Here is a 21257-nt window from a genome sequence, read left to right on the forward strand (position 1 = left end):
CAGAAGGTCACGACCAGCGACGGAAGATCAACGACGTGTTGACCCCGCCGAAGGCAAAGTTGTTGTTCATCACGTAATCGTTGTGCATCGTGCGCAACTCGCCGCGCAGGTAGTCCAGCTCGCCGCAGCGCGGGTCGATGACGTCCAGGTTGAGGGTCGGCACGTAGCGGTCGCGGTTCATCATTTCGATGCAGAACCAGGATTCCAGCGCGCCACAGGCGCCAAGGGTGTGGCCCAAAAAGCTCTTCTGTGAACTGATCGGCATGCTTGGGCCGAACAGTTCGCTGGTGGCCAGGGTTTCGGCGATGTCGCCCTGTTCGGTGGCGGTGCCGTGACCGTTGACGTAACCGATGGCGCTGGCCTCGATACCTGCGTCTTCCAGCGCCAGCTCCATCGCCCGGCGCATGGTGCTGACTTCCGGGCGCGTGGTGTGCTGGCCATCGGCGTTGCTGCCAAAACCGACGATTTCAGCGTGAATGTGAGCGCCACGGGCCAGTGCGTGTTCCAGTTCTTCGAGTACCAGCATGCCGCCACCTTCCCCGATCACCAGGCCGTCGCGGCCGTTGTCGTAAGGCCGTGGGCTGGTGTGCGGGGCGTCGTTTTTCAGGCTAGTGGCGTACAGCGCGTCAAACACCATGGCTTCGGTGGGGCACAGTTCTTCGGCGCCACCGGCGAGCATCAGCGGTAAACGCCCGAACTTGATGGCTTCGTAGGCGTAGCCGATGCCCTGACTGCCGCTGGTGCAGGCACTGGAGGTGGGAATCAAACGCCCGGTGAGGCCAAAAAAGATGCTGATATTGGCCGCTGTGGTGTGCGGCATCATGCGCACGTAGCTGTTGGCGTTCAGGCCTTCGGCCACGGAGTTGAGCAACATGTTGCCGAAGGCTTTGATTTCGTCGGTGCTGCCGGTGGACGAGCCGCAGGCCACGCCCATGCGCCCGTCACGAATGATCGGGTTGCCCAGCAAGCCCGCGTCTTGCAGCGCCTGCTCGGCCGCACCCACCGCCAACCGGGACACGCGGCCCATGCTGCGCAGTTGTTTGCGGGTCCAGTGTTTGGGCACTGCAAAGTCATCAATCGGCCCGGCCAGGCGCGTGTTGAGTTCGGTGAAACGGTCCCATTCATCCATGCGCCGGATGCCACTGCGTCCGGCCACAAAGCGGGCTTCAATACTGGCCCAGTCACTGCCCAGCGAGGTGATGCCGGCCATGCCGGTGACGACAACGCGTTTCATCAGCACAGGCCCCCGTTGACGGCCAGCACTTGGCGGGTGATGTAACCGGCTTCGGCCGACATCAAAAAGTTAACCGCGCCCGCGACTTCTTCCGGGGTGCCCATGCGTTGTGCCGGGATCATTTTCATCAGTTCTTCTACAGGGACGTTTTCGTCGAGCATGGCGGTGTCGATCAACCCCGGCGCTACGCAGTTGACGGTGATCTTGCGCTTGCCCAGCTCGATGGCCAGCGCCTTGGCGGCGCCGATCAGCCCGGCTTTGGAGGCGCTGTAATTGACTTGCCCACGGTTGCCGATCAGGCCCGACACCGAGGTGATGCACACGATGCGTCCGGCCTTGCGGCGGCGGATCATGGGCATCATCACCGGGTGCAGCACGTTGTAAAAACCGTCGAGGTTGGTGCGCATCACCACGTCCCAGTCGTCTTCGCTGAGCGCGGGGAAGGCGCCGTCGCGGGTCAGGCCGGCGTTGAGGACGACGCCGTAATAAGCGCCATGCGCTTCTACGTCGGCCTCCAGAATGGCTTTGCATTGGGCGCGCTCTGACACGTCGAATTGCAGCACGCGTGCGCTACGACCCAAGGCGTGCACCTCGGCCATCACGGCGTCGGCCTCGCTGCGGCCGCTGCGGCAATGCAGCACCAGATCAAAACCGGCCTGCGCCAGACGCAAGGCGATGGCGCGACCGATGCCACGGCTGGAGCCGGTGACCAAAATAGACTCAGTCATGGCGGGTCTCCTGAGATGCTTGAGCAAGGTAGTTATCGGCCTGAGGCGGACGGAACACGTTCAGGCGGGCGGTGGCATGGATATCGGGACCCGTGAGGTGGCACTCGAATACGCCCATGCCGTTGTCGTCTTCCAGCGAGCGCAGCGCATGGATATGCAACTCGCAGCCCAGCGGGAAGTGGTCGACGTTGCATTCAAATTTGCGCGTGCCGAGCAAAAAGCCCAGCTCGACCGGATCGCCTTGCACGCGGGCGCGGCAACCGGCGTAGGCGGCCACGCTTTGTGCCATCAACTCGACGCCGACCCAGGCGGGCAGGCTGCCGTCTTCGCGGTTGAACAAGCCACCTGCGCGCACGGTAAGGCGGGTGTGGATCTGCTCTTGATCGAACGCCAGCACCTGATCGATCAGGATCATGTCGCCAGCGTGGGGCAGCAATTGGGCGAGAGGCCAATCAATCATGGGGCGTCTCCGATAATCAGGCTGACGTTGTTGCCGCCGAAGGCAAACGAATTGCTCATCAGGCAGCGCTGTGCGTTAGAAGCCAGGGTGCGGCCGGGCGTCACCCAATCCAGCGCGGGCAGCGTCGGGTCGGGCTGGCCGTCCCACACATGCGGCGCGAGGGCGTTGGCGTGGGTCAGGCTCAGCCAGCAAAACGCGGCTTCAAGGGCACCGGCCGCGCCGAGGGTGTGGCCGGTCATGGGTTTGGTCGAGGAGCACGGCACGCCGTGCGGGAACACCTGCGCCACGGCGTGGCTTTCCATCGCATCGTTGTGATGGGTCGCGGTGCCGTGCAGGTTCAGGTAGCCGATGTCACCGGGTTGCAGGCCCGCACGGCTCAAGGCTTTGCGCATGGCTTGCGCCGCGCCGCGCCCGGACGGCTCCGGGGCCGAAATATGGTGCGCATCCGAACTGGCGCCGGCGCCCAGCAGTGCGATGGCATGTGTAGCGGCCGGTTGTTTGCTCATCACAAACAGCACGGCTGCTTCGCCGATATTGATACCGCGCCGATTGGCCGAGAACGGGTTACAGCGTTCATCCGCCACTGCTTCCAGCGCGCTAAAACCGTTGAGGGTCAGCTTGCACAAACTGTCGACGCCACCGCACAGCACCACGTCGCACAGGTTCATGTCCAGTAAGCGCTGGGCGCTCATCAGGGCACGGGCGCTGGAGGTGCAGGCCGTGGAAATCACATAGGCGGGGCCGGTGATGTTCAGCCAGTCGGCGAGGAAGGTAGCCGGGGCGCTCAACTCTTGTTGCCGGTAGTCGTAATCGTCGGGGAAAAGCTGCGCCTGCAAGTAGTGGGCGATGCCACGACTGGCCTCATCAATGCCCGAGGTGCTGGTGCCCAACACAATGGCTACGCGCGCAGGGCCGTAGGTGCTGATCGCCTGTTGGATTTGGCTGTGAATCTGCAACGCGGCGTCAAGCAACAGCTGGTTGTTACGGCTGCTTTGCTGGCGCAGCTCGGGCGGGATGACCGGTAACGCGTCGTGCACTGCGCCCACGGTGAGCGAGCGCTCTGGCACCCAGCCGTTTTCGCGCTGCATGCCGGTGCAATCACCGGCAAACAGGTTGCGCGCGACCTCGTCGGGGCCACGGCCCAGCGCACAGATCAGGCCCACGGCATTCAGGTACGCAGTCATTGAGCCGCCTCGGCGTTGAGTGGGCTGATGTCGTAATACACATCGCCTTGGGTATCGATGCGAAACACCTGCGGCTGGTCGTACTGGATCTGCCAGCGCTGGCTGATCACGCGCACATTGGACACGGACTTGGCCTGTGGATAATTACGCTTCAACTCATGGGCCGGGGTCAGCGCAAACAACAGTGCGGCGAACAACTCTCGGGCCTCGGGGTTGGGCGGCAACAAGCCGTCGGCGTGCCAGCGGTTGTGCGTGAGCAACTGGCGCGCCAGCGGAATCCCCAGCGGGTCCATCAGTGACCAGCGCAGGCCGCCGTCTTCCTGCTGAATGACCAGCAACCAGTCTTGGCGCTGATCGGCTTGCTGGCGCTGTACATGCAATTGCATCGGCAGCGCGAGAGTCGGGGTCTGACGCGGCAACGGCTGAGTGCTGCAACCGCTCAGGAGCAGCGCCACACACAACGCAGCGCAGAGTCTGTAGCGGCTGGCAACGGCGTCGATAAGCGCCGCAGGCCCTTTACACCGCAACGTTTGGCCGCCTGCGGGGCGTGTGTTTAGCATGTCGGTGTGCCTGTCAGGGGTTTGCGGGCCACGACGTTAACAAGCGTCTCCTCGCGCTGGCCCACCGGTTTGGGGCGGCGCAGGCCAAAGCGCTCCAACAGGCCGAAGTCTTTGGAACGGCTCCACCACAGGTACGGGTAGGACACGTTCTGCGCATCAAACTCAAAGCCCTGATCGCGGATCATGTCGAGGTATTGCGCGGCGTTTTTTTGGACGTGCATCGGGTGGCGGAACAACCAGCGAATCACCCAGGTGTCGATGTAGGCTTCGGTGGACTCGGCAAACAGCAAGTAACCGCCCGGTTTGAGCACTCGGTAAAACTCGGTCAGCGCCCGATCCTGCTGCACCAGATGATGAAACGTCTGGTGGCAGAACAGAATGTCGACGCTGTCGTCAGGCACGTCGAGTTGCGCGCAGTCGCTGCCGATCAGTTCGATGTCGATGCCCTGGCGCGCGGCTTCTGCGCGGCTCATCTCAAGGCTCAGCGGGTCGGCATCGAGGCCGATCAAACGCTGCGGGGCGAAGGTTTTGTGCAGGTACTGGAACGACTTCCCCTGACCGCACCCGGCATCCAGGATCACCGGTGCGCAGGGCAGGTGGTCACTGAACAGGCCGTGCAGGTCGTTGATCGCCACGCGCAATACGTGGTGCTGCCAAGTGTGGCTGCGCAAAAACCAAAAGCCGAAACGGGTTTCTTCAACATAGGTGTCGCTCAGAGGTTTCATGCAGGCTCCGTGGCGCAGATATCTGACAGCATGCGCAAACGGCGCTTGGGTTCGCTGACGAATGGGTTGCGTTCATCCCAGGCATAACCCGCCAGAATCGAGCTGATCATGCGGCGAATCTGGGGCGAGCTGCCGGGGTGGAAAATCACGTCTTGAAAGGTCCCGGCATACCAGCCTTCGACGTAGCAGCGGAAGGTGTCGACCCCACGTTTGAGCGGGTCGGCAAACTCGGTTTGCCAATCGACGGCCTCGCCTTGCAACTGACGGTGCAGCACGCCTGCGGCCATGCTCGCCGAACGCATGGCAATGGTCACGCCCGAAGAAAACACCGGGTCGAGGAACTCAGCCGCGTTGCCCAGCAAGGCAAAACCCCGGCCGTGCAGGGTTTTGACATTGGCCGAGTAGCCGCCAATGGTGCGTGCCGGGGTGTCCCATACCGCGTTGGCCAGCACCCGTTGCAGGCTCGGGGTTTCGTCGATGAAGCTGCGCAGGCGCTCATCGAGGTTTTCGCTGCGCCCTGCAAAATGTTCCGCCGCCGCGACCACGCCCACCGAACAGCGGCCATTGCTGAACGGAATGCTCCAGAACCAAATGTCGCGGTGGGTCGGGTGAGTGGTGACGAGGATTTTGTTGCGCTCAAAACCTGGGCAATCAATGCGGTCTTCGACGTGGGTGAACACCGCTTGGCGCACTGGGAAGTTGGAGGGTGCCTCAAGGTCGAGCAAGCGTGGAAGCACGCGCCCATAACCACTGGCGTCGAGGATGAAGTCGGTTTCAACCGTGTAGCGGCTGCCGTCTTCGCGTTCGACCTGCAACTGCGGTTTGGCCCGTTCAATGTCGGTGGCGATGACGGTTTGGCCGTAACGGATTTCAACGCCTTGCAGCGCGGCCTGATCGGCCAGCAACTTGTCGAAGTCGCCCCGCTGTACCTGAAAAGTGGTGGGTTTGCCGTTGCTGAACGTGTCGCCAAAATCGAACGCGCTGTACTGCTCGCCCCAGGCGAATGCAGCACCGTTTTTGACCTGAAAACCCGCGGCTTGCACGGCCTCCAGCATGCCGGCTTCTTCGAGAAAATCGATGCAATGCGACAGCAGGCTTTCGCCAATCGAGAAACGCGGAAAGTGCTGGCGCTCGATGATCAACACATCGTGACCTTTGCGCTTGAGCAAGGCCGAGGCAATCGCGCCAGACGGCCCGGCACCGATCACTACCACCTGACGACGTTCCATTTCTACTACTGACACAAGGGCTCCTTGCCGGGGACTACGGCAGACTTCAAAGGGGTTTTGTTCATGCCCGCCAGCGCCGGTAACAGCGTGGCGGCCAGGCCCATCAGCATCAGCGCGAAGTACAGCGCGGGGCTGATGAGCTGTTGTTGCAACAGCAGGTTGAGGAACACGATTTCACTCAACCCGCGAATATTCAGTAACAGGCTTTCACGCCAGCGGCTGGCACCGGCAAACGAGGGCGTGGCCCAGCTCAGGCCCAGCCAGTTGCCCAACACTTTGCTCAGCACCGGCAGTAGCAACAGCGCGCACAGTTGCAGCGGGCTGATGGCGCTCAAGGCGCTGTGCACATTGATCTGCACAATGCCGAACGTGAGGATCAGCGGAATCGCTACAAAGGTTTGCAAACGCTCAAGCCAGACAGCCTTTAACGGCATCACCAGCGCCACCTTGAGCCACGCCATGCACAACAAATAGCCCACGCCAAAAATCAGCGCATTAAGGCGGTAATGCTCGGCCACCACCAGCAAGGCAAAAAAGCTCAGGCTGTAACACAGCGGCTGGCGGATGCGCAGGGCGCGCAGCAGCAACGGCAGCAAGGCTGCGGCGATGGGCAGCAACAGGCTGTTGAGGTCCAGGCTGCCCTGCGCCAGCCCGAACAGGCTCCAGCAGGTCAGGTCGATGAGGATTGCGCTTTGCACCAGCCGCCGGGTGGCGGCGGGCGGGTAACCGATGTGGCGCAGGTACAGGTACAACACCGGAATGGCGGTGATGGCAAACACCAGCCCGACCGCCAGCGAACTCAGCCACGGCTGTGGCGGTAGCAACCACATGGCGCAAGCCAGCCCGCAGGCGAAGGGCACAAGAAAACTGGGCAGGGCGATTTTCACGCTTTGGCGGTCGAGTCGCAGGTCAATCACGTCACTCAAAATATGCCCCAGCAACAGCGCGAAGCTGAGGCTGTAGAGGCTTTTTAGCCACGTCGGCGAGACCAGTTGCGCGCCAGTCAGTTGCCAGTGCGGTTCGATCCACAGCAGCATCAACAGCGGCAAACCGATGGACGCCAGCAGTAACTGGCTGACAATCGGGATCAGCCCAAAATGGCGGCCCACACGGGTCGCCAGCGCAAACAAGGCCAAGGCCAGCAGCCAGAACACAAGCGTCATCACGCGCGATGCTCCTGCTTGCCGGCCCATGGCGCGAGGATAAAGCTGAACGCCAGGCCCAGGCTCACCGACAGGCCGAAGTTGCTCACCGCAGGCGTGCTGGAGACGGCCAGCAAGCCGAACGACAACCACGTCGTCAGCGCCGCCAGCAGTGTGCCCAGCAGGCTGACGGCGGCGCCGCCTATTTGCTCACGCATCAAAATCACGTAGTCGACGCTGATCGCCGTCACCAGCAGCAAGCCGAACAGGCTGAACAGTGTCAGTGGCTGACCCAGCCAACCGAGGCTGGCCAGGCTGCACAGCGCAGCCAGCAGCGGCAGGGCGACGATGCGCAGCGCACCGCCAAAGCCGAATGGGGCGATCAGCAACAGCACGATCAGGGCGCAGGACAACAGCTTCAATTCGGCGGCGCTGATTTGTGTGGCGGCGAACACGTTGTTCAAGTCGCCCAAACGATCCACCAGCTCGACGCCGGGTAAATCGTGCGCTTGCACCCGCAGCAGGCTGGCGTTGTTCAGCCCTTGCAGGCTGACCATCGCGGCCACGCCCTCGGTTTGTTTGCCCAGCCACAGCAGGCGCCACGGCTCAGCCAGCGGGCCGTTGAGTGCGTCGTCGATACCTTGCTCGGGCAAGCTTTGCAGTTGGCTCAACTCGTGTTGCAGCGCCGCTTGCGGCACGCCCAGCGCCAGCAGCGGCTGCCAGTGCCGGGGCAGGGCGTTGAGCGCAGCGCGCAATTGCTGTTGCTCGCGGGGCAGGCTGACCAACTGGTTCAGCGCCAGATAACCCTGCAATTTGCCCATGTTGATCAACTGATCCAGTCGCTCGCTGAGGGCGGTTTGGCGCTCCAGCAGTTGTTGTTCATTCTCGGCCCGCACCAGAAAAAACTGGCTAGTGGGCTGATACCCGGTGATGCGTGCAATCGCTTGCGCTTCAGCCGTCAACTGCGGCGGCGCACCGACCCACTGGCGGATGTCGTTTTTACTGGTCAGTTGCCACAAGCCGGCGGCACAAAACGCCACCAGCAAGGCCAGCAGCGCGGGCGTCGGGACTTTACTCAGCAACGCGTCGCGCACGTTGAGCAAACCTTGCGCGACCGTGAGTGGCCATTGCGCGGGGCGCAGTTCCACCCCGTTGAGTAATGCCGGCAGCAAACACACTGCACTCAGATAGGCGCCGATCAAACCGGCGGCAGAGAAGATGGCAATTTGGGTCAAGGCCGGAAACGGGGTAAAGGCCAATGCCAGATAGCCGATGCAACTGGTGGCCAGGCTCAGGCTCAGGCCGGGCAGGGTCAGGCGCAAGGCGGGCCAACTGCGCCAGGGTTTCAGGCTCCAGCTTTTGGACAGGTAATGCAGCGGGTAATCCACCGCCACGCCGATCAGGCTGGACCCCAGCACCAGCGTCATGACGTGCATGCTGCCGAAAAACGCGACGCACGCGACGGCGCCGAACAGCATGCCCACCAGCACCGGCACGAACGCCAACAGCACCCGCCAGCGGCGGAACGCCAGCAGCAGCAACAAGAGGATGCCAACGGTCGCGCCACCGCCGACCCAGGTGATTTCGCGGGTGGCTTGCTGCTGACCGCTGGCGGCGTAGAGCAAGCCACTGGCCGCCAGCAGCTCGACGTGTTGGCTGGCCACGTGCTCACGGCTGCGCTCCAGCAGCGCGGCGACGTGCAGTGGCAGGGTCATGTCAAACGCGTTGCCTTGGGTGCGAGCGCGCAGTAGCACCCAGCTTTTGCCATCGGCATCGGCGATCAGGGCGCCGCTGCCAATGTCCAGTTGCACCGCGCCCCGTTGCGGCTGGCTGTTCTGAATACGCCCGGTGAGGCCCAACCAATCGTCCTGGCTGGGCACCAGGCTGAACCCGGTGAACGGGTCGAACAGCGCTTGCACCCGTTGCTCGATAAACGCCTGCGGGTGGTCGATCAGTTGTTCGCGGTCGGCGCTGGACAACATCGCCAAACGCCCGCGCAGCAGTTGCTCGCGCAGCGCGGGGAGGTCGGCTTGCAGGTTCCATTGCACGCTTTCAAACAGACCGCTGGCCTGCCATTGCTCGCCCAATTGCTGCGCGGCGGCGACGGCCTGTTGCCGATCCGTGCTGCCCACCAGTACCAGCATTTCGCGGTTCAGGGGTTCTTGCATGCGCTGTTCGGCGCGCAGTTGCAGCGCGTCGGGTGCGTCGCCGGGCACCAGCTCCATCAAGTTGGCCGACAGCGGTGCGCCGTGACGCCACTGCCACCCGGCGAGCGCGAGCACGACCAGCAGCAAGATCAAAAACCCTCGGGGCAGCCAATATTCACTGCGCAAAATCGAGTTGCTCCGCGTCGCTCAACGGCTGGTTGCTGACGCTGTTTTGCATCTTCAGCAGTGTGCTGTCGCCTTGGGTTTCTTGCAGCTCGATGCGCTGCACCAGTGCGCCGCCGTCGATGTTGATCTGCTTGAACACTTGCTTGAGCAGCAGCGAGCGCGGGGTCAGGGTCAGCGTCCAGTGCGCGGATTCGCCGTGCAGTTGCAGGTCGAAATCGCGTTGCAAACCGCTGCTGTCACCTTGCAGCACGGCGAGGAACAAGCGGTTTTGTTCAGCGCCTGCGCTTTTGCCGGGGAGCATTTGCCACGCGTTGGCGTTACGCCGTGCGATGCCAAGGGCTGTGATGCGGTAATCCTGTTGCAGCGGGGTTTTCAACTGCCAGAGCAGGCCGTGATCTTTGGCCAGTACAAACGTGCCGGTGCTGGTCAGGGGCTTGGGCAGGGCGCGCAGGTGTTTTTCTTGAATGAAGTCGCCGTGGATCACGTGGGGTTTGGCCAGTTGCTCGCTCAGTTGTTGCAGGTCGAAGGCGTGGGCCAGCGGTGAAAAGGCCAATAAAGCGGCGAACACCCTGCAGATTCGGGCGCGTTTTTTGCCCTCATCCCAAGCCTGCGCGAGAGGGGTGGGGTGAAGGGCTTTTGCCGTTAAACAGACACTCATGACAACACCCGCTCAACTGCATCGATAAAGCACTGGGGCGACGCCAGTTGCATTTCACGGCTGGCAATCTCAACCGCCACTTGCACGCTACAAGCCCGGGTCAAACGCTCGCCGCTGGCCAGATCGGTGATCAGGTAGCTGATCTTCAAACGGTTCTCCCACTCCACCAGGTTGGCCCGCACGTTGATGCGTTGACCAAACGTGGCGCCGCGCACGTAACGCAGTTGCAGGTCGATCACCGGCCACGCGTAGCCCGCTTGGAGCATCTGCGTATAGTTGTGGCCCACATGGTCGAGCAGCGCACACCGCGCCACTTCGAGGTATTTGACGTAATGCCCGTGCCACACCACGTGCAGGGTGTCGATGTCGAAAAACGGCACCAACACTTCGGTATCAACGTGCAACACGCCTTTGCTACGCATGCAGCCTCCAGTGTTGTTGGGCAATACGGCTCAGGCACAGGCGCAGTTCAGCTTCGAGGGCGCGGTCTTCAACCACCGGTGCAAAGTCTTTGGCCAGTTCGGCGTGCATCACCGCCAGAGCGGGCGGCAGTGCACGGGCGTCTTCGGCGCGGCTGCGCAGCCACACGCCCTGATTGGCCGCGAGCAAGGCCGCGGCGGCCACTTGTTCGGTCAGTTCCAGTACGCGGATCGCATCGCGGGCGGCGATAGTGCCCATGCTGACTTTGTCCTGGTTATGGCATTCGGTAGAGCGCGAGAACACGCTGGCCGGCATGGTGTTTTTCAGCGCTTCGGCGGTCCAGGCGCTGGTACCGATTTGCACCGCTTTGAAACCGTGGTTGAGCATGGCGCGCTCGGCCGTTGCGCCCGACAGGTTGCTCGGCAAACCGTGGTTGTAACGCACGTCCACCAGCAGCGCGAGTTGACGGTCCAGCAGGTCGGCGACGTTGGCCACCAAGGTTTTGAGGCTGTCCATGGCAAAGGCGATGTGCCCGCCGTAGAAGTGCCCACCGTGCAGCACGCGTTCTTCTTCGGCGTCGATGATCGGGTTGTCGTTGGCACTGTTGAGTTCGGTTTCGATGAACCCGCGCAGCCAGCCCAGGCTGTCAGCCAACACGCCGAGCACATGCGGGGCGCAACGCAGTGAGTAACGGTCTTGCAGGCGATGCAGCGGCGCGGTCGGGGCGTCGATGGCCAGGTCTTGGCGCAGCCATGCGGCCACTTGCATTTGCCCAGGATGGGGCTTGGCGGCGAACAGGCGTTCGTCGAAGTGTTCCGGGTTGCCTTGCAGCGCCACCACGTTGAGCGCGGTGATGCGCGTGGCGAGTTTGAGCAGGTAATCGGCGCGCGCGTAAGCCAGGCAGGCAAGGCCGGTCATGACCGCGGTGCCGTTCATCAGCGCCAACGCTTCTTTGGGGCGCAGCACCAGCGGGGTCCAGCCCAGCTCGCGGTGTACGTCAGCCGAGAAGCGGCGCTCGCCGTTGAACAGCACTTCGCGCTCGCCGGACAAGGTCGCGGCCACGTACGACAGCGGCGTCAGGTCGCCGCTGGCGCCCACCGAGCCTTCTTCGGGGATCAGCGGCAGGATGTCGTGGGCGATGAAGGCGTGCAGACGCTCCAGCAGCTCGATGCGCACCCCGGACACGCCGTGGCACAACGACTGCAAGCGCGCTGCCAGCACGGCGCGGGTGGCTTGAGCGTCGAGCAGTTTGCCCAGCCCGCAGCCGTGGAAGGTGTAGAGGTGGCGCGGCAACGCTTCGACATGCTCCAGCGGCACCGCCACCACGCACGAATCGCCGTAACCGGTGGTGACGCCGTAGATCACGCCTTCTTTGTCGAGCAACGAATCCAGAAAACGTGCGCCTTTGGCGATGCGTTCGCGGTATTGGGCGTCGTCTTGCAGTTGGGTCGGCACCTGACGATTGGCCAAGGCCAGCACGTCTTCAATGCGCAAAGGGGTTTGGCCGAAGGTTACTGGCTCATGCGGATGCGTCGTCATCGGTCTTCCAGAATGGGTAAAAGTTAAACCATTGGTGCGGCGCCTGAAGGCAGTAATGCCCCAGGCGCTCTGCGTAGCGGGTGGTCCAGTCGGCAATCACCTGTTCGCGGTCGCTGCGCCGCCAGTGCACGGCCTCGGCGAACGGTTCGAGGATTACCCGATAGCGGCCTTGGTGTTTGAGGCAAAACATCAGATTGACCGGGCATTTGAGCAATCCGGCCAGCAGCCACGGGCCTTGAGGGAAGGCCGCCGTGTGGCCGAGGAAATCCACCTGCACATTACGCCCGCCATGCAGCGGCACGCGGTCACCGGCAATCGCCAGCCATTCGCCGTTTTCCAGACGCTGGCTCAATTGCAGCATCACCGCAGGGTTGAGTTCGCTGACCTGAATCAGGCGCAGGTTGCTGGCGCCCGCCTCGCCCAGCAGGCGATTGAACTGTTCGGCGTGCTTGGTGTGCACCAGCACGTTCATGGTGACTTGCTCACCCAGCTCGGCGAGGGCGCGGCACACTTCAAGGTTGCCCAAATGTGCGCCCACCAGCAGTTGCCCGCGCTCGCCACGCAATTGGTCGCGCAGGCGAGCGGGGTCGACGATGTCGATGTCTTCAATCTTCAAACGGCCGTTCCACACGTCGAGCTTGTCGAGCAGGGCGTCGGCAAAGGCCATGAACTGTCGGAACACGCGGCGGCGGGTGGGGCGCAGCGCGCTTTGCCCGCTCCAGTCGGCCAAGCGTTGCTGGTACTGCCAAATGCTGCGCCGCGCACGGGTGCCGAACAAAAAGAAGTACAACACGATGGAGTACAGCACCGGTGCGAGGACGCGGCGGCCGAGGAGTTTGACGCCAAAGGCGGTGAGCTTCATCAGCCGGAAACTGCCGCGCTCCTTGTGGTCAGCCCAATGCTGTTGAGGGTCGCTCATGCCTTACAGCGTCTCCAGAGAATGCTCGGCAAGCGCAGCAACATGCCGAAAAAGAGCTTGGTGTGCATGCTGGAAATCAGCGCGTTGTCGTGGAACAGGCGAAAGTGCGACAGGCCGTCTTGCGGGTAATGCACCTGGGTTGGCAGCCAGCGCATGGGTTGGTTGCGCCAGGCCAGACGCACGAGGATTTCGGGGTCGAAGTCCATGCGTTTACCCAGCTTGACCGAGTTGATCAGGGCCAGTGTCGGCGCCAGCGGGTACACCCGAAAACCGCACATCGAATCGGGAATCTGTAACGACAGGCTGTTGATCCACACCCAGACGTGGGTCAGGTAGCGCGCATACAAACGGCCTTTGGGCACGCTGGCGTCGTACTGTGGGTAACCGCAGATCAACGCGTCGGGGTTGTGTTGCGAGACTTGCAGGAAGGTGGCGACGTCGCGCAGGTCGTGCTGGCCGTCGGCGTCCACTTGCAGGGCATGGGTGAACCCCAGCCGCGAAGCCTCACGCAAACCGGCCATCACCGCGCCGCCCTTGCCCTGATTGACCGCCAGGCGGATCAGGAAGACGTGTTCACGCAGCGACAGCTGTTGGAGCACATCACGGCAGGCCGGGCTGCTGGCGTCATCGACCAGCACGCAAGGCAACTGGGCTGCGAGCAGGGCGTCGACCACCGCAGGTACGGCGGTTTCATGGTTGTAAACCGGGATCACGGCGCAAGGGTTATGCATGCTCAGTCACCTCCAGGCACAAGATTGCGCTTGGCCCCCGCACGCCGCCTGCGGCAGCGGCTACAGAGAGCATTGCGTCACGTAACTTATCCACAGGTCGCCTCCAGCAGAATGCGACCACTGGCGCACGGCGCTGTGGCGTTGCGGTAGGCGAAGTGCAATTTGCCGCGCTCACGGTCAAAACGCAGGGTTAATTCAATGGCGTCGCCGGGGCGCACCAATTGCTGAAACTTGAGCACTTCCATCCCGGCAAATCGCGGCGGCAGGTCGAGGAGTTGCTGGCCCAAGGCCAACGCCCAATCCACTTGCACCACGCCCGGCAGCACCGGGGTTTTGGGAAAGTGACCGCTGAAAAACGCCAGGTCTGGCGGGATCGACAGGTTGAGCGTCCATTGCCCGTCGGTCTCGGTCTGGCTCAGCACTTGCGGCAGTTTGGGGCGTGGCGCCAACAGGAGTGCATCTACCTGTGCCTGAGGCAATTTGCCCTGGCTGGTGAGCGGCAATTGGCGCAGCAACCGCCAGCGGCGTGGCAAGGCCAGCGCTTCGCAGTGTTGGCTCAGGTGCTGGCGCAGACCGTGGGTCAGGGCACGGCGGCCGTGTTCGCGCAGGGCATACAGACCGCTGTCGCTGAGCACCAGCAGGGCGCCCAGCGAGGCGCGGTTTTCATGGATCACGCCCAAGCGGGCTTCGGCCACCCAGTCGTGGTTGACCAGCGCCTGTTCCAGCATCGGCAGGGAGATGCGTTTTTCTTCGAGTTTGACGATGCGGTCCAGCCGCCCCAGCAACTCAAATCGTCCGTCAGCTTCGATGCGTGCGGCGTCGGCAGTGTGTTCGAGATGGCCGTGGGGCAAGTACGCCGAGGCGATGAGCAGGGCGCCTTCTTCATTCTGGCTCAGTTGCACATCGGCAAATGGCTGCCACAGGCCGGGGCCTTGGCGCCAGGCGATGCCACCGGTTTCGGAGCTGCCGAGGATTTCGGTGGGCCACTGCCCCAAGCGTTCATGCAGGCTCTGCGCGGCCTCGTCAGGCAGAGCGCCGCCCGAGGAAAACACTCGGCGCACCTGGCTCAAAGCGGGCCAGTCGAGGTTGTCACTGGTGCGCTTGAGCAGTGCCGGGCTGGCAACCCATGCGAACGATGCGTGCTCGCGGCTGGCGCGCTGCATGTCTTCAGGGAACGCCAGTTGCTTGCGCACAAAGCGCCGGCCTGCACACAGCGGCCACAGTACGCGGAACAGCAACCCATAAATGTGCTGCGCCGCCACGCTGGCGATGATGCACGCCTCGCCCAGCTCGGCGCCCCACAAGTGCTCCAGCGCCTGAACTTCGTTGGCGATCTGGCGCAAGCTTTTGTCGATGCGTTTGGGCTCGCCGCTGGAGCCGGAGGTGCACAGGCTGAGCTGGCAGGCGTCCAGATCCAGTTGCGCGGCCGCCAGCGGCTCGGCGTATAACGCCTCCAGCTCGCTGCCTTGAGTTATCCACAGGTCAACCTGCGAATCCCAACGCTGACGGGTTTGTGCTTGCAGGTCGGCAGGCAACAACACGCTGACCCCGGCGCGCCAGGCGCCAAGCAAAGCGACGGCCAACTCGGCGGCGTCTTCAAGGTGTACGGCAATGCGCTGCACGTTGTGCTGTTGCAAGCCGCCAGCCAGACGCAATGCGTGTTCACACAGGGTGGCGTGGTCCAGCGTCGGGTCAACCGTGACCGCGCGCCCGGCGTGCCCCTTGAGCAACAACTGCTCAAGCTTTATCCAATTCATGCCCGGCCTCTTACCTGTTGTCGTATCAGCCATTCAATGGCAAACAGCAGCCCCATCAGCCCGTAGGCGATCAGGCCGTTGTACAACGTCCACCAGCTCAACGGCGCCCACAGCGTCAAACCGGCTGCGACTAACCCGTTGAGCAGAAAAAACAGGCACCAGACCTTGGTCACCTGTCGCGTGTAATGAATCGCAATGTCGGGCAGTACCGGCTCGCGCAGGCGCGCCAGACGCTCGATCATCGGTGGCCCAAACTTCAGGCTCAAACCGAACAGGCTGAGCATGAAACCGCTGATCAGCACCGGGTACCAGCGCAGTAGCGCGGGGCTGTTGAACAGCGCCAGCAGTGCGCAAAACGCCAGTGCCACAACGGCCATCCACAGGCTGCCTGGGCGCCGCTGGCCGGTCAGCGCGCGGGCCAGCCACAGGCCGCCGAGCAGCAGCGCAAACTGCCACGGGGCGAAATGGGCCATGCCGAAATACACCGCGAAGGGGTACAGCAGACCGGCCAGCAACAGGCCAAGGCCAATCAGGCGACTCATGCGTCAGCGTGAACCAGACGGTAAACCGCCTCGACCACGTCATTGACGGTGCGTACCGATTTAAACTCCTCGGCGGCAATTTTTTTGCCGGTTTTACGCTTGATGTGGTCAATCAGGTCGACGGCGTCGATGCTGTCGATTTCCAGGTCCTGGTACAGGTTGGCGTCCAGGGTCACGCGCTCAGGTTCTAGCTCAAACAGTTCGACCAGAGCATCGCGCAGGGTAATGAAAATGTCGTCACGGTTTTGCATGGTTCGGTCTCAGGCTGCCTGTTTGGCCGTGACAAAAGCCGCAAGGCTGGCCACGTTGGAAAAGTGATTGCGGGTGTCTTTGGCGTCGGCGTCTATTTTGATGCCGTAGGTTTTTTGAATCGCCAGGCCCAGTTCGAGTGCGTCGACCGAATCCAGTCCCAGCCCTTCGCCAAACAGGGTTTGCTCGTCGCCGATGTCGTCGGTGCTGATGTCTTCGAGGCCCAGGGCGTCGATGATCAGTTGTTTAATGTGGGTGTTCAGATCGCTCATCTGTGGCGAGCTCCTTAATAAAGTAGTCATGCACGAAGTCATTGAGCAGGCGCGAGGCTTTAGGTGGCGGGCCCAGCGCAGTAAAGGTGTGTGGGTCTATATCGGCCCCCACGCGAAAACTGAAGTGCACGCGCCGATCGGGTATGCGGTACCAGGGTTCGGCTTTGGTCAGCGTGGTGGGGCTGACCTTGATTATCACCGGGGTGAGGAGCTTGGCACCTCGCAACGCAATGGAGGCTGCGCCGCGATGAAAGGCGGGCGATTGTCCCGGCTGCGTGCGTGTCCCCTCCGGGAAAATAATCAGCGTCTGGCCTTCTTGCAGGGCGCGGGCGGCGTTGTCCAGCATGTCGACGCTGCCATCATTGCTGATGTACTGCGTGGCGCGCACCGGGCTTCGAGTAAACGGATTTTGCCAAAGGCTTTGTTTGACCACGCAATTGGCGTTTCTCACCAGGCCAATCAAAAAAACCACGTCGATCAGCGACGGGTGGTTAGCGATGATCATTTGCCCTGGTCGGCCAAGCCGCTCGGCGCCTTGTACGTCATAGGTGAGCACGCCCATACGGGCCATCGTGCGGATAAACAGCCAGAACAACCGGCTGACCGTTGCGCGGGCGCGTTCGCGACGACGAACGGTATTGCCCGGCAGGCAGCTCAACACCGGAAAGATGATCAAACGCAGGCCCAGGCAGCCCAGCCCGAACAGGCCGAAACTGATCGCCGTCGCGATCAGGCGCCAGTACCACGCGTCCTGTCGCGTACTCACAGGTTGCGTTGCCAGTTCCATACACGGGTTTTCCAGGCGTGTTGGAATGAAACCTGCCCATCGAGCAGTTGGCGCAGCAGGTTCAGGGCGTGCGGCCACGGGGCTTTTTCGGCGTCGGCAGGGCCGCTGGTGAGCGTGACCTGCCATTGTGAACCCGGTGTCAGCAGCAGGCCCACGGCATAGGGGAAGGGCACGTCGTCGATCCAGCAGGCGTAAGCTTCAGGGGGCTGTTCTTCGGTAATAACCAGCAATACGGCCGGCGCGCCTTCATTGAGCAGCGCGCAGGCTTCAATCAGGCCGTGTTCCAACCCGTCACCGGCGGCGGCCAGTGCTGTCATTTCGCTGGTTTCGCCGCGCAGGATCGACCACAGGCCAATCACCGCGTTATGCACCGACAGGCTGAATTGAGTGGGCGACAGCGGTTGTTCGGCCGCCAGGTCGCTGAGGATGTCGAAGGTGCGTGGGGTTTCGCCGTGGCGCGAGGCAAACACCAGCGGCAGCGCCTGATGGCCTTCGGCCAATGGCCAGCCCACGCTGAACGCCATACGTGCCAGGCGGCTGAGGCGACGCCGTTGCATGGCGGGTAAAAACGAGACGTCGGGGGCTGCACCGCTGGCGGCAAATACGCCGGGTTGCTGGCTCCAGGCCTGCCAATCGGCCACGCTGTCGAGGCCCGGTGCCCAGGCTCGCCACGCGGCGATATTGAAATTGATCACTGGAGAATCATCCCGCCTTTGCAGGCTTCCTTGATGCGAAAGTGGGCATCGACCGACGCCACACCTGTAACAGAGTGGCGGCATTATCCCGGTGCAGTTGGCTGGTAGCAAATATTGCTTACAGATTTAGTATGGTTTTTTAACGATCTACAAAAAAGCCACTGTCTTTTTGCCAGTATTGGTCTAAGGGAAGGGCAAATGGATTGAAGGTGTGAGAGATATTCGTCAGTGCTCGCAGATAACCGGCTTAGAGCTGTAGTTGATTTCGCCACGAGGTAGCGAAGCCGCGCCAAGGGCATCTACACTCGGGCATTCATTGATACACGGAGGTCATGAAATGCGTCGCGTGGTGTTCAATCAAAAAGGCGGTGTGGGCAAGTCCAGCATCGCGTGCAACCTGGCTGCCGTCAGTGCCAGCGAGGGTTACAGAACCTTGTTGGTCGATCTCGACGCTCAGGCCAACTCCACTCAATACCTCACGGGCTTGACCGGTGACGATATTCCGATGGGGATTGCCGAGTTCTTTAAACAGAGCCTGTCAGCCGGGGTGGGGGGCAAGAAAAATCGTGTTGATATTTACGAAACGCCCTTCGAGAACTTACACGTCATCACCGCGACTGCGGAGCTGGCAGACCTCCAGCCCAAGCTTGAGGCCAAGCACAAGATCAACAAGCTGCGTAAGTTGCTCGATGAGTTGGCTGAAGATTACGACCGCATTTACATCGACACCCCGCCAGCGCTGAACTTTTATGCCGTGTCGGCACTGATTGCCAGCGATCGCGTATTGATCCCCTTCGATTGCGACAGCTTCTCGCGTCAGGCGTTGTACGGCCTGCTGGCCGAAATCGAAGAGCTCAAAGAAGACCACAACGACGCGCTGCAAGTCGAAGGCATCGTGGTTAATCAGTTTCAGGCCCGGGCCAGTTTGCCGCAGCTAATGCTCGACGAACTGATTGCCGAAGGCTTGCCGGTGCTGCCGGTGTACCTCAGCAGCTCGGTGCGCATGCGCGAATCGCATCAGGCCAGCCAACCGTTAGTGCATTACGACCCCAAGCACAAACTCACCCGGCAATTTATTGAACTGCACGACTACCTGGATCAGAACGCTTAAGCGCTGATGCCGTGGCTGCGCAGCCATGCCTTGAGCTGTGGCAACGGGAAGGCGCCGCTTTGGCGAGCGATTTCCCGTCCATTTTTGAACAGGATCAGGCTGGGGATCGAACGAATGCCCAGTTGCCCGGCCAGTTGCTGATTGGCTTCACTGTCGAGCTTGGCCAAGCGGCACTTGCCAACCAATTCGCTCGCGGCTTGTTCAAACACCGGCGCGAATGACTTGCACGGCCCACACCACTGCGCCCACACATCCAGCAACAGCGGCAGATCGCCCTTGATCTGGCTGGTGTAGTCAATTTGTTTCAAATCGAATGGCTTGCTCAGCAGCACCTCGTTTTTGCAGCGACCGCATTTAGGGTGCTCGCCCACACGTGCCGCGGGGATGCGGTTCAGGCCGTTGCAGTGAGGGCAGGGGATCAGTAGCGGTTCGGTCATGGGCGAAACTCCAAAGAAAGGTTCTGGATCGTACGGTTCGTTCACGCATTGCACTAGGCTGTGATCGGGCGCGAAGCGGCTGCAAACCCGATGACTGCGACGGCTGATCGACGCCTACAGATTATTGCGTGCGTCATGCTCTACAGGTACGTGGCGTACAAGTTCAGCAGATGAATGCTCCATCGGCCACTGCTATCTGAAAGAGAAGGCCCATCTTATGGAATGTCCTCGTGCGCAAATTGAATGAGCTCTTAAGTTTGGAGAATGATCTTACGGCAAGTTTTAGGGGGTTCTGACATATGTATTTTAAGTGCTGCATTATTATTCGGCTCCTTCACTCGGGTGCGTAATGAATGGCAGCCACGGTTCGGTGAGTGACTAATGGGTTAAAGACCTAAAACCTAAAAGCTCGTGCAGAGGTGAGTGTGAGTGATCTGGATGAGTACCTGGCCTCAAAGTATGAATATGCGACGTTTGAATGCGAGCAGTGCAAGCATTCATTGCCCTTGTCTGTTGGGGAGGTATCACGATTGACAGAGGCCGCAACCGTCACTTGCTGCAACTGTCAGGCAACTATCAAAGCGTGCGCAGAGGATCAAAGCGCTTTATCTGCCATTGACAATCATTTGGCTACGTCGGGTAAGTTTTTGCTTCCCTTTAGCATTATCTGGTTCCCTGCCTGCATAGTCGTGAGCATTTTTTATGGAGGGTTGTTTTCAGGGGTTATGGTCACCCTCGGGTTATTTATTGCGCTTGTGTTTAAAGGCGCAGTCCCTGCTGTCGATGAGGTCATGGTTCTAACGCGGCACTTGGACAGTGATCAGCCGGTGTCGTTGGAAAAAAGTGCGCTGAACTGACGTGAAAAAAACATGACGCAGGCCGATGTAAAAAGCATCAGTGCGGTTTTTGAGCAAAGTTTCTGCGTTGGCTAACAACAAGCGATTCAAGGGTCTTGGTGGAAACCATGAGTTTGGGGCGGTCCTCCATTAAGTGCGCGTGATGTCACACGTCGTGCTGCGGGGTAATTGTTTTGCCGCCATGTAATGCCTTGCTGTGTTTTTTTGTAGGCGTAGAGCAGGGGCTGATAAATAGGTGCCCTGCAAACTGTTATCTATAAAGCAAACAGTCGCGCCGTCTTTTTGAGTCTCTAATAGCGCTACGGTATAGACCCTGCTGCATTTATCGTCAGTCGCACTGACTGCATGCTTAAGGCTTTTAGTCTTTTCATAAACGTTAAAAGGTGTTTGATCCAGTACTGTGTCGGGCTTGAATTTTTTTGGTTTCAATGAGCTGTTAAATGAGTTGGTGTCCAGATGTTTAAGGGTATTTAACGTGCGCTCATCAGGCTTGTCGTGTTGTCTCCCATTTGCCAGCGTGAGAAACGGCATCAGTGCGAGTATCCCTATGGGTATTAAGCGCATTAACACCTTCATGCGGCTCTCCTTGTGCATGCCAGACCCTTGGAGTTGTAAACGTATACCCCCTGACGACTGAAGTCTGAGAGGAGCCTGTCGCTCTGCCTAGCGAAGCATTGCCCTACACTCT

Annotated in this window: 24 protein-coding genes; 2 read left to right on the forward strand and 22 right to left on the reverse strand. The window is 61.1% G+C overall.

Annotated elements, in window-relative coordinates; translation table 11 throughout:
* Positions 1-7: 7 nt before the first annotated feature.
* The 20 genes from AP059_RS02635 to AP059_RS02730 all read right to left on the reverse strand — a co-directional run bounded on the left by AP059_RS02635 (position 8) and on the right by AP059_RS02730 (position 18164).
* Entirely contained in the window at positions 8-1234 is a 1227-nt protein-coding gene (locus tag AP059_RS02635) for a beta-ketoacyl-ACP synthase (RefSeq protein WP_059761771.1), read from the reverse strand.
* Entirely contained in the window at positions 1234-1962 is a 729-nt protein-coding gene (gene fabG / locus AP059_RS02640; protein ID WP_048400605.1) for a 3-oxoacyl-ACP reductase FabG, read from the reverse strand. Before fabG ends, AP059_RS02635 begins: the two co-directional genes overlap by 1 nt.
* Complete coding sequence (locus AP059_RS02645; protein ID WP_048364534.1) at positions 1955-2422, reverse strand: ApeP family dehydratase; 468 nt, start codon at positions 2420-2422, stop codon at positions 1955-1957. The genes fabG and AP059_RS02645 overlap by 8 nt, the downstream gene beginning before the upstream one ends.
* Positions 2419-3606: a beta-ketoacyl-[acyl-carrier-protein] synthase family protein gene (locus AP059_RS02650; RefSeq protein ID WP_059761772.1), complete on the reverse strand. Its 1188-nt coding sequence runs from the start codon at positions 3604-3606 to the stop codon at positions 2419-2421. The genes AP059_RS02645 and AP059_RS02650 overlap by 4 nt, the downstream gene beginning before the upstream one ends.
* Positions 3603-4166 carry a DUF3261 domain-containing protein gene (locus tag AP059_RS02655; RefSeq protein WP_165599908.1) on the reverse strand — a complete coding sequence of 188 codons (564 nt, stop codon included), beginning with the start codon at positions 4164-4166 and terminating at the stop codon, positions 3603-3605. The genes AP059_RS02650 and AP059_RS02655 overlap by 4 nt, the downstream gene beginning before the upstream one ends.
* The gene (locus AP059_RS02660) at positions 4160-4891 is read right to left on the reverse strand and encodes a class I SAM-dependent methyltransferase (protein WP_059761773.1); all 732 of its coding nucleotides are present in this window, start codon (positions 4889-4891) and stop codon (positions 4160-4162) included. The genes AP059_RS02655 and AP059_RS02660 overlap by 7 nt, the downstream gene beginning before the upstream one ends.
* Positions 4888-6135, reverse strand: a complete 1248-nt coding sequence (locus AP059_RS02665; RefSeq protein WP_120752307.1) for an NAD(P)/FAD-dependent oxidoreductase — start codon at positions 6133-6135, stop codon at positions 4888-4890. The genes AP059_RS02660 and AP059_RS02665 overlap by 4 nt, the downstream gene beginning before the upstream one ends.
* Positions 6126-7286, reverse strand: a complete 1161-nt coding sequence (locus AP059_RS02670; protein ID WP_059761775.1) for a hypothetical protein — start codon at positions 7284-7286, stop codon at positions 6126-6128. Before AP059_RS02670 ends, AP059_RS02665 begins: the two co-directional genes overlap by 10 nt.
* Positions 7283-9595 (reverse strand): MMPL family transporter, encoded by a 2313-nt coding sequence (locus AP059_RS02675; RefSeq protein ID WP_059761776.1) that lies wholly within the window; start codon positions 9593-9595, stop codon positions 7283-7285. The genes AP059_RS02670 and AP059_RS02675 overlap by 4 nt, the downstream gene beginning before the upstream one ends.
* A complete protein-coding gene (locus tag AP059_RS02680; protein WP_256209664.1) occupies positions 9585-10253 on the reverse strand; it encodes an outer membrane lipoprotein carrier protein LolA in 669 nt (222 codons plus the stop codon). The genes AP059_RS02675 and AP059_RS02680 overlap by 11 nt, the downstream gene beginning before the upstream one ends.
* Positions 10250-10675 carry an acyl-CoA thioesterase gene (locus AP059_RS02685; protein WP_059761778.1) on the reverse strand — a complete coding sequence of 142 codons (426 nt, stop codon included), beginning with the start codon at positions 10673-10675 and terminating at the stop codon, positions 10250-10252. Before AP059_RS02685 ends, AP059_RS02680 begins: the two co-directional genes overlap by 4 nt.
* Positions 10668-12212 (reverse strand): HAL/PAL/TAL family ammonia-lyase, encoded by a 1545-nt coding sequence (locus AP059_RS02690; protein WP_048400589.1) that lies wholly within the window; start codon positions 12210-12212, stop codon positions 10668-10670. The genes AP059_RS02685 and AP059_RS02690 overlap by 8 nt, the downstream gene beginning before the upstream one ends.
* Positions 12193-13131: an LpxL/LpxP family acyltransferase gene (locus AP059_RS02695; protein ID WP_059761779.1), complete on the reverse strand. Its 939-nt coding sequence runs from the start codon at positions 13129-13131 to the stop codon at positions 12193-12195. Before AP059_RS02695 ends, AP059_RS02690 begins: the two co-directional genes overlap by 20 nt.
* Positions 13128-13862 carry a glycosyltransferase family 2 protein gene (locus AP059_RS02700; RefSeq protein ID WP_059761780.1) on the reverse strand — a complete coding sequence of 245 codons (735 nt, stop codon included), beginning with the start codon at positions 13860-13862 and terminating at the stop codon, positions 13128-13130. Before AP059_RS02700 ends, AP059_RS02695 begins: the two co-directional genes overlap by 4 nt.
* Positions 13863-13948: 86 nt before the next feature.
* Positions 13949-15619 carry an acyl-CoA synthetase family protein gene (locus AP059_RS02705; protein ID WP_059761781.1) on the reverse strand — a complete coding sequence of 557 codons (1671 nt, stop codon included), beginning with the start codon at positions 15617-15619 and terminating at the stop codon, positions 13949-13951.
* A complete protein-coding gene (locus tag AP059_RS02710) occupies positions 15616-16161 on the reverse strand; it encodes a membrane protein (RefSeq protein WP_048364523.1) in 546 nt (181 codons plus the stop codon). Before AP059_RS02710 ends, AP059_RS02705 begins: the two co-directional genes overlap by 4 nt.
* Positions 16158-16412, reverse strand: a complete 255-nt coding sequence (locus tag AP059_RS02715) for an acyl carrier protein (RefSeq protein WP_059761782.1) — start codon at positions 16410-16412, stop codon at positions 16158-16160. The genes AP059_RS02710 and AP059_RS02715 overlap by 4 nt, the downstream gene beginning before the upstream one ends.
* Before the next feature lie 9 nt (positions 16413-16421).
* The gene (locus tag AP059_RS02720; RefSeq protein ID WP_048364521.1) at positions 16422-16682 is read right to left on the reverse strand and encodes a phosphopantetheine-binding protein; all 261 of its coding nucleotides are present in this window, start codon (positions 16680-16682) and stop codon (positions 16422-16424) included.
* Positions 16657-17469, reverse strand: a complete 813-nt coding sequence (locus AP059_RS02725) for a lysophospholipid acyltransferase family protein (RefSeq protein WP_059761783.1) — start codon at positions 17467-17469, stop codon at positions 16657-16659. Before AP059_RS02725 ends, AP059_RS02720 begins: the two co-directional genes overlap by 26 nt.
* Complete coding sequence (locus tag AP059_RS02730) at positions 17445-18164, reverse strand: beta-ketoacyl synthase chain length factor (RefSeq protein ID WP_059761784.1); 720 nt, start codon at positions 18162-18164, stop codon at positions 17445-17447. The genes AP059_RS02725 and AP059_RS02730 overlap by 25 nt, the downstream gene beginning before the upstream one ends.
* Positions 18165-18501: 337 nt before the next feature.
* On the opposite strand from AP059_RS02730, the gene AP059_RS02735 reads away from it, so the two are divergent.
* Positions 18502-19275: a ParA family protein gene (locus AP059_RS02735; protein WP_059761785.1), complete on the forward strand. Its 774-nt coding sequence runs from the start codon at positions 18502-18504 to the stop codon at positions 19273-19275.
* Here the strand turns inward: AP059_RS02735 and trxC are convergent.
* Positions 19272-19712, reverse strand: coding sequence for a thioredoxin TrxC (gene trxC, locus AP059_RS02740; RefSeq protein ID WP_059761786.1), 441 nt, complete (start codon positions 19710-19712; stop codon positions 19272-19274). The genes AP059_RS02735 and trxC overlap by 4 nt on opposite strands.
* Before the next feature lie 425 nt (positions 19713-20137).
* On the opposite strand from trxC, the gene AP059_RS02745 reads away from it, so the two are divergent.
* Positions 20138-20569 carry a hypothetical protein gene (locus AP059_RS02745; RefSeq protein ID WP_059761787.1) on the forward strand — a complete coding sequence of 144 codons (432 nt, stop codon included), beginning with the start codon at positions 20138-20140 and terminating at the stop codon, positions 20567-20569.
* A 129-nt stretch (positions 20570-20698) separates the two neighbouring features.
* On the opposite strand, the gene AP059_RS02750 is transcribed toward AP059_RS02745, so the two are convergent.
* Complete coding sequence (locus AP059_RS02750) at positions 20699-21145, reverse strand: hypothetical protein (protein WP_059761788.1); 447 nt, start codon at positions 21143-21145, stop codon at positions 20699-20701.
* Positions 21146-21257: the final 112 nt, after the last annotated feature.

This window comes from Pseudomonas sp. TAA207, from assembly GCF_001529285.1.
In the GTDB taxonomy this organism is placed as follows: Bacteria; Pseudomonadota; Gammaproteobacteria; order Pseudomonadales; family Pseudomonadaceae; genus Aquipseudomonas; species Aquipseudomonas weihenstephanensis.